Here is a 16,026-nt window from a genome sequence, read left to right on the forward strand (position 1 = left end):
AATTTTATCCGTATACTCGTACTTCTTCGCCAACTGTATAACGGACCGTTCCCTTCCCCAATATATCCGTTAACATCTTCATAAGGTCGGGAGTGATATCAATGGAGAAATGGTCATGGGCACGGATGACTTTTTTTTCATCTCCATTTCCAACCAAATGAAAGAACACGGAAGAAGCTCCACGATGAACAGAAAGAATATCTTGCAATTTCAAAATTACGTCTCTATTTTTTTCTTCCATCATATTGATAGTTAAATGGAGAGTTTTTTCCATTTTCTTTTCGATAGTAACGGAATTTAGTTCTTCGAGTTTATTGACAATGATCTGACCTTTTAACTCTGATTCGTCGGCATCGAGTCGTTCTAAAATTCCACGGATAAAAACAGTATTATCTTCTGTAAATAGATGTTTGAATTCTGCATAGGTTTTGGGAAAGGCAACACATTCAATTTCACCTGTTTGGTCTTCCAACATAAAGTTCACAAACTCTTCTTTTTTCTTTGTGAGTTTGACTACTTTTTTGGAAAGAACTCCTGCAATTTCTACCTTAGATTTAGGTCGAACCTCTTCTAAGTTTTCGATGGTTGTTGGTTTTAATGTTTTTAATTGTTCTGTAAATTTATCAAGGGGGTGTCCAGAAAGATAAAGCCCTGTAGTTTCTTTTTCCCTTCTTAGTAATTCATCCCCATTCCATTCGATTCCATCTTTTGGTAAATTGAGATTTTCTTCTCCGCCACCATTAGCACCGCCAAACAAGGAAAATTGGCCTTCTTTCTCTTCCGCCTGTTTTTTGTTAGCGTAAGTTAGAATCATATCAGTGGATTCAAAAATTATTTTTCTTGTGTATCCAAAAGAATCGAAGGCACCACCTTGCGCAAGAGACTCTAAAACCTTTTTGTTAGCAAGCCTTGTATCCAATTTTTTGGTGAAGTCACCAAGTTGTTTGTACCCACCGATAGCATTTCGATTGGAAATGATATTTTCAGCGGCAAGTTCTCCCACACCTTTGATAGAAGACAAACCAAATCTTACAGTTTTATCATCAGTAATTTCAAAAGAGATTCCTGATTCTTTGACATCAGGGCCTAAAATACGAATCCCCATCTCTTTCGCATTGTTAATGTATTTCACAACATCGGTAATTTTAGAATGATCACCTGATAATAAAGCTGTTAGGTATTCAATGGAATAGTTGGCTTTTAAAAATGCAGTTTGGTAAGTAACGAAGGCATAAGCCACTGAGTGTGATTTATTAAATCCATACTCACCGAATTTTTCTAACTGTTCAAAAAGTTCCGTGGCAAGTTTTTCGTTGATCTTTTTTTCGATCGCACCTTTCACAAACTTCTCTTTTAATGCCGGAAGTTTAGATTTGTCTTTTTTGGCCATCGCCTTACGAAGAACATCCGAATCTCCGACAGAGTATCCACCCATGATTCGTGAAATACCCATTACCTGTTCTTGGTAGACAACAACTCCGTAGGTTTCACCCAAAACTTCAGCCAAACTTTCATGTGGGAAAACAACTTTCTTTTTCCCGTTTTTACGATCTAAGTAGTCATCCAACATCCCCGAACCCATCGGACCAGGACGGTATAACGCAAGTAAGGCGGCAATCTCTTCAAATTTTTGCACTTGTGCTTTGGCAAAAAGATCACGAATCCCGGAAGAAGAATCCAACTGGAATATCCCAAGGACATTGGCTTTTCGCAACAAACTAAAAGTAGCCGGATCATCGAGTGGAATTTTATCTAAATCAAGTAAAATCCCATGACGTTTTTCGATGAGTTTTGTCGCGTGATGGATGGTGGTTAAGTTTTTTAAACCTAAAATATCCATCTTAATCAGTCCCACTTGTTCCGACATGTTTTTGTCGTATTGGGTGACAATGGAACGACCATCTCTACCAGGTTCACTGACCGTGGACAAAGGAACAATTTCTTCCAGAGCCGTTGGTGCAATCACAACACCTGCGGCGTGTCTTCCCACCTGACGGTAGTTACCTTCTAGTTTTTGGGCAATATAAAAAACTTTTTTGTTTAGATCAGATTTTTCAGCGATGTCACGTAGATCTTTTGATGTATCAACCGCTTCTTGAATGGTAATTCCCAATTTTTTGGGGAAAAGTTTACTCATCTCGTTTACTTCTGAAAATGGAACATTGAAAACACGAGCCACGTCTTTAATCGCCGCTTTGGCAGCAAGGGATCCAAAGGTGATGATTTGTCCCACGCGGTTCTCACCATACCGGTGTTTGATGTAATTGATAACTTCTTCTCGTCTTTCTACGCAAAAATCCGTATCAATATCGGGCATATCCTTTCTGTCGGGGTTAAGAAACCTTTCAAAAAGTAAGTTATAACGAATTGGGTCTACGTTCGTAATTCCAAGTGCAAAAGCAATGATTGATCCTGCTGCCGAACCTCGCCCTGGGCCCACTGGAATTCCTGCTCTTCTAGCAAAATTTATATAATCTTGAACAATGAGAAAGTATCCGGCAAAATGCATATTTCGAATTGTCTGCATCTCATACTCTGTTCTTTCACGCACAATAGGAGTGATCTCTTGGTATTTTTCTTTGATTCCTTCCCAAACTAATTTTTCTAAATAACTATCGGTATCAAAACCAGCAGGCACTTCAAACGGAGGTAATAATGGATTTCCAAATTGAAAGTTAAGAGAACATTTATCGCGAATGGCTAAGGTATTATAAAATGCATCTTTATGATCGGGAAAAATACCCATCATTTCAGCGGGAGATTTTACATAAAAATTATCATTAAACCCAAATCGCATCTCATCATCGATGTTTTTACGCATACCGATGCGAAGTAAGATGTCTTGCGCTTCTCTATCATCTTTTGTTAAAAAGTGAGAATCATTGGTAAGAACGAGTGGAATTCCAGTTCGTTTGGAAAATCCCATAACCGCTTCTGCAACAGTTCGTTGTTCTGGAATTCCATGGTCTTGGATTTCTAAATAAAAATCCTCTTTGCGAAAAATTTCATGTAGCCGACCAGCTAACGCATACGCTTTGTCTTCTTTGCCTTCTAAGATCTTTCGGTTGACCTCTCCCGCAAGACAAGCAGTCAAACAAACAAGGCCTTCACTATGTCGTTCTAATAAATCGTAATCAATCCTTGGTTTGCGATAAAAACCTTCCGTAAAGGATCGACTTGCTAGTTTGATGATATTTCTGTAACCCGTTTCGTTTTTACAAAGTAAAATGATATGATATGCACCACCATCTGCAATTTCATCTAACTCTGTTTCGGCACTTCTGGAAGGAGTTACATAAAACTCACATCCAATGATGGGTTTAACATCGTGTTTGACTGCCTCTTTGTAGAATTCAATGGCCCCATACATGTTTCCGTGGTCTGTGATGGCGACAGAACTCATCCCAAGTTCCTTCACACGTTTCATGAGATCGTTGATTCGTATGGCTCCATCGAGCATGGAATAGGTAGTATGCAAATGAAGGTGGGCGAAATCTTCCATGGCTTGGTGACATAGTAACTCCGACGGCTTCCTACGTAAAGCGCCCCAAGGGCAGAATTTCGGATTTTTTTCGGCCCAAATAGCCAAATCCTAAACCTCCCTGTCCCGTCCAAGCCCAAAAACGATGGAAGCCGATCCTGGTCCTTTTAGACTGGTTTTGTTTATGTCACCATTTTCCCTACCTTCCATTTCTCCCGTAACTGATGTTTTGCGAACTTCCATCCGCAGTAAAATAGACAATAAAACCAAACCCTTGGGTTCCCTTGGTGATTTGGAAACCCTGGCCATGTTACTGGCAGAAATCCAAAATACATTATCCCCTGAGTTAAAAAATCCCAAACTCATTCTGTTTGCAGGTGACCACGGGATTACGGAAGAACCAGTTTCTTTGTATCCGAAAGATGTCACATGGCAGATGGTTCTAAATTTTTTATCAGGTGGAGCCTGCGCCAACGTCTTCGCCAAACACAGTCATATCGACGTGGAAGTAGTTGATGCAGGAGTGGACCACGATTGGGAAGAGAATACTCCAAAACTCATCCAAAGAAAGATTAGAAAAGGGACTTCCAATTTTTTAAAACAAGAAGCAATGTCGATTGAAGAAGCAAAAGAAACCATATTAAGCGGTATCGAACTTCTCTCTGAAAAACAATATGAATCCACCAATATATTTTTATTCGGTGAAATGGGGATTGGAAATACATCTGCAGCATCTCTAATCTTATCTCATCTAACAGAGATTCCACTCAGAAAACTTGTTGGAAGGGGAACGGGTCTCAATAATAGCGGAAAAGAAAATAAATTCAAAATCCTGACAGAAGCATACCAAAGAACAGGAAAACTAAAAGATCCTATCGAAATACTTTCTGAATTTGGCGGATTCGAAATCGGAATGATGGCTGGAGCAATGATTGGAGCCGCAGCACAAAGAAAAACTTTTGTAGTGGATGGATTCATTTCCACTGCGGCCTTTGCAATCGCCTATGCGCTCAATCCAACTGTAAAATCTTATGCGATTTTTTCACATTTGTCAGAAGAAGAAGGTCATACAGTTGTTTTAGAACATTGGAAAATAAAACCTCTCCTTCGACTCAACCTTCGTTTAGGAGAGGGAAGTGGTGCTTTGGCAGCATATCCACTAATTGAACTGAGTGTCAAATTTTTGAATGAAATGGCATCCTTTGCTGATGCTGGTGTAAGTAATACGGATTCTAAATAAACCTAATATGAATTGGATTGTTTCAGAGATTCGCCTATTCTTTGTTTGTTTATCTTTTCTTTCTCGGATTCCCGCACCCCGCTGGATTGGATTCAAAGAAGAATGGTTACACAAATCAATTAAATATTCTCCTTTTGTGGGTATCCTACTGGGAACCTTACAGTGGATCATCTTCATCGTTTTTCAAATGTTTTTGGGACCTGGGATCGCATTTGTGATTTCTGTTGGATTTTTGTTAATCTTAACTGGGGCATTTCATGAAGATGGATTTTCTGATTTTTGTGATGGAATCGGTGGTGGTTGGAAACGAGAAGATATCCTGAGAATCATGAAGGATAGCCGCGTCGGGAGTTTTGGTGCAGCAGGAATTTCTCTTTTACTATTACTCAAAGTATTAGGTGCTTCTGAATCACTAAAAACGACAGGATTTAGTTGGGATCTTTTTTCTTTTGAAAGAACATACCAACTAATATCAGTTTGGTTGTATTTTGTGACAGCACATAGTTTGAGTCGTTTTTTTTCAGTTCTGATGATGAAATTGTTACCTTATGCCAAAGAAGAAGGGTATGCAAAACCAATGGCCAAGGAAATTACCTGGCCCCAAACTTTATTTGCAAGCCTGGCAGGTCTTATCCCGTATATTTTTCTCGTTAACCTTCATCCCAAATTTTCACTGAGTTTGGTTTTGATCCTTCCTAGTTTGTATTATATGTTTTCACTGATGAAACGTTGGATCGGTGGATTTACCGGAGATTGTTTGGGAGCAGTCCAACAAGTAGTAGAAACTTGTCTTTGGGTTTCGGGAGTATTGATTTGGACCTCTATTTAATTCGCCATCCAGAAACCATTGCACCCAAAGGTACTTGTTATGGCCGCACCGACTTCCCTCTCAAATACCCTGTGGAAGATACGGCGGACTCCACTTTTCCACATTTACCAGCATTATTTGATTTGTTCCTTTCGAGTCCTGCACCAAGAGCATTAAAACTTTCTTCTGCTTTATTAACCAAATACAATTTATCACCAGTGGAACACTCCGAAATACCAACTGACGAACGTTTGTGGGAGATGAACTTTGGAGACTGGGATGGAAAACTTTGGGAAGAAATCCCAAGAAAAGAAACCATCCCTTGGATGAAAGACTTCGTAAATGCAAAAACTCCTGGAGGAGAAGCTTTTACTGATCTTATCTTACGAATGGATTCTTTTATCAATGATTGGAAGGAAGGTGGAAATTTAAGGAACCATTGGGAAAAAACAAATAACAAATCCTTAAACTCATTGATTGTTGTTTGCCACTCAGGTCCCATCCGTGCAGCCCTCTGCAAACAATACGGAACACCTTACGAAGAAGCTTTCAAATCACCCGTGGACTTTGGATCTGTCCACAAATTAGAGATTAGTTAAACCTTCTTTTTTTCACCAAGTGGTCCTAGTTTTGCTAGGATCAATTCGTTCACAAGTTTCGGATCGGCTTTCCCTTTGGTTTCTTTCATCACTCCACCAACGATGGCACCGAGCACACGGTCTTTTCCGTTTTTCCAACCTTCCACTGATTCAGGTTGTGATTCAATCACACGAATGACAATTTCTTCCAGTGCTTTGTCATCACGAACTACTTTCAAACCTTTTGCTTCGACAATCGTTTCCGGTTGGTCTTTGGAAGTTAACATATCTTCAAAGATGGTTTTTGCAATTTTTCCTGTAATTTCACCAGAGTTGATGAGTTTTACAAGTTTACCAATACGCAATGGATCGATTGCAAATTCTTGGATGGAAATGTTTTCTTTGTTTACGATACCAAGAATCTCATCTTTTACCCAGTTAGATGTTTTTTTTGCATCCCCAGAAACGAGGAGAGCTTCTTCGAAGTATTCAGCTATCTCACGTTCGCTGGTGAGTACTTCTGCATCGTATTCAGGAAGACCAAGTTCTGTTTTGTATCTTTCTTTTTTTTGTTTAGGAAGTTCTGGTAAAGTTTTACGGATGTCTTCAATAAACGAATCAGAAATTTGGATGGTTGGAAGATCTGGTTCTGGGAAGTAACGATAATCATGACTCATTTCTTTAGAACGCATCGGAATGGTTTTGAGTAATGTGGCATCCCAAAGTTTTGTCATTTGGCGGAAAGTTTCTCCACGAGAATACATATCCTTTTGCCATTCCACTTCATAGTCTATCGCTTGTTTTACGGCCTTAAAAGAGTTTAGGTTTTTAATTTCTACACGAGTACGAAATCCTTTTTCTCCCTTGGGTCGAATGGAAACGTTAGCATCACAACGAAGAGAGCCTTCTTCCATATTACAATCTGAAACTTGAATGTATCGTAAGATTGTTTTGAGCTCATTCAAATAAACATAAGCTTCATCAGAAGAACGAAGATCAGGTTCTGATACAATTTCAATCAAAGGAGTTCCAGCACGGTTATAGTCAACGTAGGAACGATTGATGGATGGATCGTGGGAGTGGATTAGTTTTCCAGCATCCTCTTCCATATGAATTCTTGTGAGGGGAATGAATTTTTCTTCCGTTTCCCCTTTTAATTTGATATGGATTCCCCCTTGGGTGGCATAGGGTTTATCAAACTGAGAAATTTGGTAACCCTTTGGTAAATCAGGGTAAAAATAATTTTTACGATCAAATTTTGTAAATCTTGTGATTTCACATCCAAGTGCCACACCAGCACGAACCGCCTTTTCCAAAACCACTTCATTTAACACTGGTAATGTGCCAGGAAGTGCCACACAAAGTGTGGAGATATGAGTGTTTGGGCTACCGCCAAATTCGTTTGTGGCGGTGGAAAATATTTTTGATAGAGTATTGAGCTGGACGTGGACTTCCAGACCGATGATGACTTCGTATTCCATGGGTTTGGAAACAGGATTTTCCCGGAAAATCAGACTGGCAATTCAATTTCCGGGCGAAATCAATCCAGAGGGTCTGGGGCCGATTGCATCACCAGTTTATATAGGTTTTTTTGTTCCCGAGAGATGCTAATTTCCCCAGTTTGGTGCAATTTTTTTGTAAACTCGGAAAGCTCTCGCACTCGAGATTCAAAGGCGATCCCAATTTTTTTATCTTCAAGGGCGATATGGGACAAAAGCCAATTTCTAAGGTCTTGGACCAAATGAAGTCCTGCTCGAGGATGCCCCAACTTAAATTCATCGTTTCTTGTTTTGATAAAGTCAATGAATCGTTTATGTTGATTCATATGTTGGACTACATCCGTATATCGGAAGTATCTCATAATTTTATCTTCCACACCGAAATGGTCCTTTGTGTATTCAATAGCGGAAGTTATAACCCTTTGAAATGTATCACTCGAACCGTCACCTAACTTTAACGAGTTGTCTAACTCAACAATCATCTTTAAAAGCCAAATGTGTTGTAAATCGATAATGGGAATACCAGTGGCTAAATTATATGTTTTCCAGATATTTCTTATTTCCTGGATAATATCAATAGATTGTTCATGAAGTGTGATATGGGTTGTATCCACCTGAACTATATTTTGATAAATTAAAAGTTGTTCTTTTGAAATTGGATATTTACCTGATTTTAGAATTTCATTACAGTAAGATTTTAAATCAACTGCACTTGCTTTGAAAAAATCCGCATAATCGGTATCATCATGTAAGATATGTTGAAACAGCCATTTTTTTAAAATTTGCAAAATGCCTAAAGCGGCCATTTGATTATTTTTTGCTTCGTAATATTTTTCAGTTAACCGTTCTACAAATTTTCGATGGCTACTAACATGCTCAGAAAATTCTGGATAGTTAAAATGTTCGAGAATATCTTCTTCTAAGGCAAAGTGTTCTGCAACATAATCCAAAGCCTTTCGAAAGGAAGAATGAACATCCACATCAGATCCATCTTTTTCAGATTCAACAATGGTCTCTTCTAACTCTAGAATGATATGAACCAACCATACATGTTGTAGATCGATGATAGGAATTCCAAGATGGAAAGGTTCACTTAACCAAGTGATTCTTAAGGAATCTAAATGCGCGGAAAAATCCTTCTGCATAGTTCCACAAAAATATTCACTCACTTGGTGTCACGGATTTAGAATCATTTGAGGAATTGATATTTATCAGTAGTTTCGAAAAAAAGTGTATATTGATCATACAATGTAAATAGTGATCAATTTTGTAGCAAATTCAATCGATACACTCCCGAACTTATCCCAGGAGTGTATCTTCCTACGGCGGAATTAGACTAAACGAAAAACTTAGTTGTTAACTTCACCATTAGTCTCACAAAACCAGAGTAAGGTGGATACATCAACTTCGCAATGGATGCCTTAGGAGTTTGTAAAACTGATCTTTCGTGTGAAAAAGTTTTAAACCCAAAAAGTCCATGGTAACTACCATGTCCAGAATGGTTCACACCACCAAATGGAAGATTTGAATTCACAAGATGAAGGATCACATCGTTGATTACGGCTCCACCTGAACTGGTTCTTTTCAGAACATACTTGGATGTACTTCTTTTTTTAGTAAAAATATACAAAGCAAGTGGCTTCGGTCTTTCATTGATGATTTGGATGGCTTCGTCCAAAGTTTTATAAGTGATGATAGGCAAAAGTGGTCCAAAAATTTCATCTTCCATAATACGAGCGTCTAAAGAGACATTCGAGAGGATGGTTGGTGAAATAAAATTATCCGAACTTCTTACTTCTCCGCCATAAGCAATTTTTGCCCCTTTTTTGACTGCATCATCTACATAAGAGGAAACTCTACCAAAGTTTTTTGCATTCACGATACGGCAAAAGTCAGGGCTTGCAGTAAAATTTTCTGGTTTGGATTTAAAGAAACTTTCTGTGGTTTCTTTTGCATTTTTAACAAACTCTTCTACTTTTGATTCAGGGATCAAAAGGTAATCCGGAGCGACACAAGTTTGGCCTGCGTTTAAAAATTTTCCCCACATAATTCTTTCTGCAGCAACTTTTAAATCAGCGTCTTCTGCAACTATCGAAGGAGATTTACCACCTAATTCAAGCGTTACGCTAGTTAAGTGTTTTGCAGCTGCTGCCATTACAATTTTACCAACTGGTGTGGAACCAGTAAAAAAGATATGGTCAAAAGGCACTTCGAGTAAAGCAGTTGCAACCGCAACATCACCTTCAAAAACGGCAACTTCATCTTCTGCAAATATTTCACTTAACATTGCTTTGATGACATCAGCAGTATGTGGCGTAAACTCAGAAGGTTTCAACATGATTGTGTTTCCAGCCGCAATCGCTGCTGCAAGAGGGGCAATCGCAAGATGGAATGGATAATTCCAAGGAGCAATGATAAGGCAAACTCCCTTTGGTTCATAAACAATACGACTTGTGGCACCAAGTAAAGTTGGTGGAGTCATTACGTTTTTTGGGCGCATCCAATGTTTTACATGGCGGATGGCATCATTGATTTCTGCAATGGTAGGTAAAATTTCAGTGATGTCCACTTCTCCAGCAGATTTTTTAAAATCGGAATGGAGAGCGATTTGGATTTCTTTTTGGTATTTTAGGACTGCTTCTTTTAGTTTTTTTAATTTAAGAATCCGAGTTTTGAAATTGGACAAACGAAGTTCCAAAGACTTTTTCTTTTGTGCTTGGAAAATACGATCAATGTCAGAGGGAGTAAAACTTTTTGTTTGGATCACAGCCTTTCCAGAATTTGAGGTTTGAGTGAGAGTGGCTTGGGTCATGGGAATCTCCGTATTACTGACTCTCGTTCATTTAGAGGGGAAGTTCAAGAACTTTTTCGAAAATAGGGCCGAATCTATGTCTTTTTTATGCCAAAAACCCTTTTCCAAACCCTGGAGGAGGTCCGTTTTGTGCGTAGATTTCTGTTCTTTCTAAGTATAATTTGGCGGCTTTGTCCGAAGGATCGATATCACAAACTTCTCGAAACCCTTTCCCAGCTTTTTCAAATTCCCCATCCCAAAATAAATTAACACTGTCTTCAAACTGATCTTTCGTTTTTAACTTCAGTCCGAAAGATTCTTCTACACCTTCCACCAACACTTGCGCGATCCCAATTAACTTTTGTTTGGCTGGTATTTTCAAAAAATCCAATAATCGATGTGGGTAGGAATCAGGATGTTCTAACTCAAGAAGTGCATCCAAACTAATAATGATTTTTGCACCATATTTTTTGGTCATTGATTCCAAAGAATTGGCAACACCCATAGAATCTGATAATACAGCAGATTCGATTCTTTGTTCTTCACCAATGATTCCGAGCATCAATTCACCAAAATGTATCCCTACTCCAATTTGAATGCCAGAAACACGATGAGACATTGATTCATTATTCCACTTTGCAACTGTTTTGTGCATTTCGATTGCAGCAGATAAGGCATCTTCTGGTTTTCTTTCAAACAAAGCAAAAATAGCATCCCCAACATACTTTTCAATAAACCCATTATGGGAGCGAATGGTTGGCCCCACTTGTCTCAAATAATCGTTGAGAAATAAAAATGTTTCTTCTGGACTTAAAGATTCTGAAATTGCGGTAAAATTTCGAATGTCAGAAGACAATACTGACATTTGTTTTACGATAAAATCCCCGCGTTTGACTCTAGAATTGGAAACCTTTGAAAACAATTGAATGAGCCGCAAGGGAACAAATTTTGCATACACCTTGTTTGATGCTTCAAGGCGATTGTTTACTTCAATCAATTCTGTTGTCAAAGTATCCATTGAAGAATAAAACCTAGCGTTTCTTCTCGCGAGGAGAATGCTCTGAAATAAAAAGAAAACAAACAATGAAAATGGCATCAATGGTTGAGACTGAAACCAATAATTCCCTGCCATCAAATCATGTGTTGATCCAATCATAAGTAGTAATGATCCATAAAACACCAAACTACTATCTCTTTTTCTCTGTTTATAAATTTTCAAAATTACATAAAAAGAACAAATACTAAAAAACAGGATTAATACTTGAGAAAAAATATTTGTTTTTGTAAATAGTTTAGCGTCTGTTAATACAACAAAAGAAACAAAACAAGCCGTGATACTCCAACAAGAATACAACATCCACTTAGGTACTTCGGATCTTCCGGGGAACAAACTCTTTAGATAACCTAAGAAAAAACACACAAGAAGAGGAGCAGAAGTATAATCCAAAACCTGCATCCAATGCCAAGAAAAATCTGGGATTGCATAAACAATATAATAGTTATCAAGAACTACTAAACGAAGGCCAGTAAACGAACAAAACAAGGCAAAGTATAAAGAGCTTTTTTCTTCTCTTCTAAACAAAAACACTGTTAGTTGGTATAATGCCATCGTCAACATCGCACCAAAAACAAAAACCTCTCCTGCGGAATAAATAAGTGACTGATTTTGAATGACTTCCTTTGTCCCAATTTCAATTGGTTTTCTATATCCACCACGCGCATGATGAAAATTACTCACCACATAAAGTATTTCTTGTTCAAAACCTTCTGGTTGAAAAGATACATATTGGATTTGGTATTTTGGAACCGCACTTAATTCGTCAGTTCCCACCTTTCCAGAACTTGCAATTTTTTGCCGATTGACATATAACTCGTAAGAACTTGTCGCAGGTTGCACCCGAAGGTAATATCGAATGTTGGGATCGGGAACCTTTAGTGTTAGGCGAAATACTGCATAACCATCACCGCCTTCTCCTTCTGGTCTATAGGAATTCCAAGACGAGGGAACTTTCACATAAGCTTTGTTAGTTTCTTTTATTTTTTCAAATAAACTTTCCCCAAAAACCTCTCCCCAATAAAATTCCCACTCACCACCTGTTGAAAGTTTTTGATTGTTTTTAATGGCTTCAAGGGGAAGTTCCAAATATCCATTTTGTGCTTCTTGCGAAGATCCAAAATGGCAAGAGGACAATAAAATGATTGGTATAAAAAATACAAAAAGGATTTGGATTTGTGTTTTTATTTTTCCCATTCGGAAATCCCTTCCCAATCTTCACCGACACCTGCTGCTTGGTAGTATTCACATCTTTCAATATAAATCTGTGCTGCCAAATCTTCTGGATTGTTTGTTAACACCTCGCGAAATCCTTCTAATGCTGAAACAAATTCGGCACGTTCATAATCAAAAATTGCTGCTTCAAATCTTTCTTTATTTTCAATTTTTTTATTAGAAATATCATCAATACCCGAAATTAATACCTCTGCTATCATTACAGATTCTTGTTTTCCTTTGACCCGAACAAAATCTAAAATTCGATAAGGAATTGTATCTAAATCTTCATGCATCATAAGTGAAGTTAAACTTACAAGAATTCTTGCACCGTATTTTTTTGTTAAACCTTGAATGCGACTCGCAAGATTAACTGTGTCAGAAATAACGGTCGACTCAAATCTTTTCTCTTCCCCCAAAATTCCAAGCATGGTGTCACCAGAATGAATTCCAATCCCTGCATGAAGTGGTAAATATCCCAATGAACGCCTCCGTTCATTGTATTTTTCTAATTCCCATTGGATTTCTTCTGCTGCTTTGATGGAATCTTGAATCCCTCCATCAAACAATGCCATAATCGCACTTCCAATGTATTTATCGATAAAACCATTGTTTTTGCGAACACAAGGTCCAATCCTTCCTAAATAAGAATTAGTAAATAACATTCGGTTTTCAAGTGAAATGGAATATATGATATCCCAAAACTCCCAAATGTCTGCGAACAAAATGGTCATTTCTCTTTCGCTACTATCACCTAACTGAACTTCTTCGATACTTTCCTTTCCCAAATGAGTCAAAAAGTCACGAGGAATAAATTTTGCATAAAGTCGATTTGTTAAGATAAACTGTTCATTAATAGTTTCGAATTCTTCTTTTAATAATACTTTTTTATGGAAGTTTCTTGCCGTACGAAGTGTTACTATTGTGGACTGAACCCCAAAAAATAAAAATACAGCAATTTGAGATAATGTTGATTCTCCTTCCCCACGATAAGCAAGAAAAACGTCATAAACGAACCCAACAAACAGCACCAAATATCCTAAAAAGAAAATTCCTGATTCAGGCAACCCTCTAACCATCATTTGGTATAATCGAATTCCCAAAAACAAAGCATAAACAAGACCTAATACCTGAAATACAAGTTCAAACTGAGTATAAACTTCCGGCTTAATGATTAAGCCATAAACTAACATAAACTGTACGTAAGCGCTGAAATAAAGAATCAACTTTGTATCGATAAATCTAGGAAAAAGTCCATCAACAAACCACAAAAACAAAATTCCTAAAACAAATACAGATGCATAGTCAACATAAATCACTAGTTCCCAGGGAATATTTGGGAATACAGCATAAATTGTTTTACTACCAATAAAAGGAATTCTTGCAGCAAAAACTAAACAGAAAAACCCAAAGTAAAATGCTTCTCTTTGTTTGTTTCGATAGAAAAATAAAATAAAATGATACAAACCAAACATAAATATAGCGCCCGTTAACGCTAAATCAATCGTACTTTGTGCTAGAATATAATTTTGAACACTTTCAGCAAGGCCAAAGATTGGTGCATTGGGGAGGCCACCTTCTTTGTGATGGAAATTACTGACTTCAATTCGAATCTGAAGATGATTCTCTGCACCAATAGTAAAACTTTGCCCTTGGGCACTTGGAATGGTTGTTTCTTTCGTTTTGCCAGGAACTCCCGACACCAAACTTCTGTTACCCGCCAACAACCGAAATGAAGTGCGAACCTCAGGCAAATAAACCGAATAAATTTGATTTTCTTTGGGAAGATGAATGTCCAACACGTAGGTGCCATATCCCTTTCCATCCTTGATCTCCGAATGCAAAGGAACTTGGTTCCAAAGAGCTGGAACGGGAAGGTAAATTGAAGAAGGAGCACCTTCAGGAACGTTGAATTGTCCTGGATAAAATTTCCAGTCTCCGTGAAGCGCGATGGCGACTCCTGATTCAAACGAAACGTTTCTTAAATCCAATTCACCCGATTGAATTTTCGGCGAAGGAGCCACCATACGACAGGCCGTTGACAAAAGGGCAATGGAAAGATAGATTATTGTTTGGCGGGTCATCCCTAACCTTCAGAGACTTGGAGGACAAGAATTTGGAAAGGAAGTTTTCGAATTAAAAAAAATAATATTTTTTGGTTTGTACGACTATCCCATTCAGTTATTATGTCACCTAAATGAAAACTCCATCCGGACCCAACAAGGCCGCCCTTGCCTACCAAATCCTCGGCCGCTATTTACCGGATGAAGTTTTCTCCCATTTGAGTGATGATGAAATTGAATCACTCCTCATCAAGGTGGAGACCAATCCTTCCCCAACCCGAGGCCAAGAAAAAGACATCCTCCTTTCCTTTACCCAGTTCCTTCAAAAAAACCAGAAACAAACAAAGGGAAAAAATACAAATCAAGGGCACCCCACCAAAACCATGGGGAAATATGCGAAGGACGATAATTCTCCAGAAAAGAAGGCAAAAATTGGCCCTAAGTTCGAAAATTCCCCTTTAGTTGATGGCGGTTATACGAATAGCGAATATAATCCCCGAAATTTTGGGGGAACTGATGGGAAATACTCGCATAACGAAGATCCAGATTCAAATGAATTGTATTCTCTCCTCCAAGAAATCCTAAAAGAAGAAGAATCTAAGTCGAACGCACCTCTTTGGCCGGAACTCCCCAAATATTCTCTGGAAATGCTCCGCCACCTGACCATGGACGAATCGTCAGAAGTTGTGGCAAGGGTTCTTAGTTTTTCAGATCCAGAGACGGCCTCTGAAGTCCTATCCGAATACCCAGAAAACCATCGGGAGGATGTCATTTTAGCTCTTTCCGAAATTGACTACCATTCGGACAGAGAAAGGGACCAATTAGAGCGGTTCCTTCGGTTCAAAATGGAACTGATCGAGAAAAAAATGCCGGTTTCGAAGATCCGCAGCCGGAAGGCAAAAACTGCCGGCGAAATTCTGACTCGACTTCCTTTTTTGCCTTCTCAAAATTTAATTGAACGAATTCAGAAAAAAAGCCCAGAATATGCCGAAACTATAGTAGAACACTACTTTCGTTTGGAAGACCTCCTTCATTTAGGAAGGACGAGCCTCACTCGGTTCTTTTCTGAAATCCATCCTCTTGTCATAGCTTGTGCTTTGAAAGGAGTGGAGACGGATTTTCGCGACCAAGTTTATTCCAATTTGGAATCTTGGCTTGTGAAAGAAATAAAGATCGAATGGGATTCGTTAGGTCCTGTTTCTTTAGCAGAAATCGAAGAAGCCCAAAAGGGTATCTTAGATCGCTTGCGAGAGGCAATGGATGAGGGCAAAGTGAAACTCTGGAGATTGAAGTAAGT

At 38.4% G+C, this 16,026-nt stretch carries 10 protein-coding genes; 4 read left to right on the forward strand and 6 right to left on the reverse strand.

What is annotated here, in order from left to right:
* Positions 1-4: 4 nt before the first annotated feature.
* Entirely contained in the window at positions 5-3,502 is a 3,498-nt protein-coding gene (gene dnaE / locus EHQ47_RS14090) for a DNA polymerase III subunit alpha (protein WP_135777412.1), read from the reverse strand.
* A gap of 163 nt (positions 3,503-3,665) precedes the next feature.
* Between dnaE and cobT the strand changes: the two genes are divergently transcribed.
* Genes cobT through EHQ47_RS14105 form a run of 3 tightly spaced genes read left to right on the forward strand, consistent with a single transcriptional unit; the run spans position 3,666 to position 6,128 of the window.
* Positions 3,666-4,721, forward strand: a complete 1,056-nt coding sequence (gene cobT, locus EHQ47_RS14095; RefSeq protein ID WP_135777413.1) for a nicotinate-nucleotide--dimethylbenzimidazole phosphoribosyltransferase — start codon at positions 3,666-3,668, stop codon at positions 4,719-4,721.
* A gap of 7 nt (positions 4,722-4,728) precedes the next feature.
* On the forward strand, positions 4,729-5,550 hold the full coding sequence (locus EHQ47_RS14100) for an adenosylcobinamide-GDP ribazoletransferase (protein WP_135749747.1): 822 nt from the start codon (positions 4,729-4,731) through the stop codon (positions 5,548-5,550).
* Entirely contained in the window at positions 5,535-6,128 is a 594-nt protein-coding gene (locus EHQ47_RS14105) for a histidine phosphatase family protein (protein WP_135749746.1), read from the forward strand. Before EHQ47_RS14100 ends, EHQ47_RS14105 begins: the two co-directional genes overlap by 16 nt.
* Here the strand turns inward: EHQ47_RS14105 and gatB are convergent.
* The 5 genes from gatB to EHQ47_RS14130 form a co-directional block, all read right to left on the reverse strand.
* On the reverse strand, positions 6,125-7,588 hold the full coding sequence (gene gatB, locus EHQ47_RS14110) for an Asp-tRNA(Asn)/Glu-tRNA(Gln) amidotransferase subunit GatB (protein WP_135777414.1): 1,464 nt from the start codon (positions 7,586-7,588) through the stop codon (positions 6,125-6,127). The two genes, EHQ47_RS14105 and gatB, sit on opposite strands and share 4 nt — an antisense overlap.
* Before the next feature lie 59 nt (positions 7,589-7,647).
* Positions 7,648-8,751 (reverse strand): bacteriohemerythrin, encoded by a 1,104-nt coding sequence (locus tag EHQ47_RS14115; protein WP_135749744.1) that lies wholly within the window; start codon positions 8,749-8,751, stop codon positions 7,648-7,650.
* Positions 8,752-8,942: 191 nt separating this feature from the next.
* Positions 8,943-10,424 carry an aldehyde dehydrogenase family protein gene (locus EHQ47_RS14120; RefSeq protein WP_425269578.1) on the reverse strand — a complete coding sequence of 494 codons (1,482 nt, stop codon included), beginning with the start codon at positions 10,422-10,424 and terminating at the stop codon, positions 8,943-8,945.
* A gap of 79 nt (positions 10,425-10,503) precedes the next feature.
* Positions 10,504-12,648 carry an adenylate/guanylate cyclase domain-containing protein gene (locus tag EHQ47_RS14125; RefSeq protein ID WP_135777416.1) on the reverse strand — a complete coding sequence of 715 codons (2,145 nt, stop codon included), beginning with the start codon at positions 12,646-12,648 and terminating at the stop codon, positions 10,504-10,506.
* Positions 12,636-14,750 carry an adenylate/guanylate cyclase domain-containing protein gene (locus EHQ47_RS14130; RefSeq protein ID WP_135777417.1) on the reverse strand — a complete coding sequence of 705 codons (2,115 nt, stop codon included), beginning with the start codon at positions 14,748-14,750 and terminating at the stop codon, positions 12,636-12,638. Before EHQ47_RS14130 ends, EHQ47_RS14125 begins: the two co-directional genes overlap by 13 nt.
* Positions 14,751-14,863: 113 nt before the next feature.
* On the opposite strand from EHQ47_RS14130, the gene EHQ47_RS14135 reads away from it, so the two are divergent.
* A complete protein-coding gene (locus tag EHQ47_RS14135; protein WP_135777418.1) occupies positions 14,864-16,024 on the forward strand; it encodes a FliG C-terminal domain-containing protein in 1,161 nt (386 codons plus the stop codon).
* Positions 16,025-16,026 lie beyond the last annotated feature (2 nt).

The organism is Leptospira bourretii (genome assembly GCF_004770145.1).
Taxonomy (GTDB): domain Bacteria; phylum Spirochaetota; class Leptospiria; order Leptospirales; family Leptospiraceae; genus Leptospira_A; species Leptospira_A bourretii.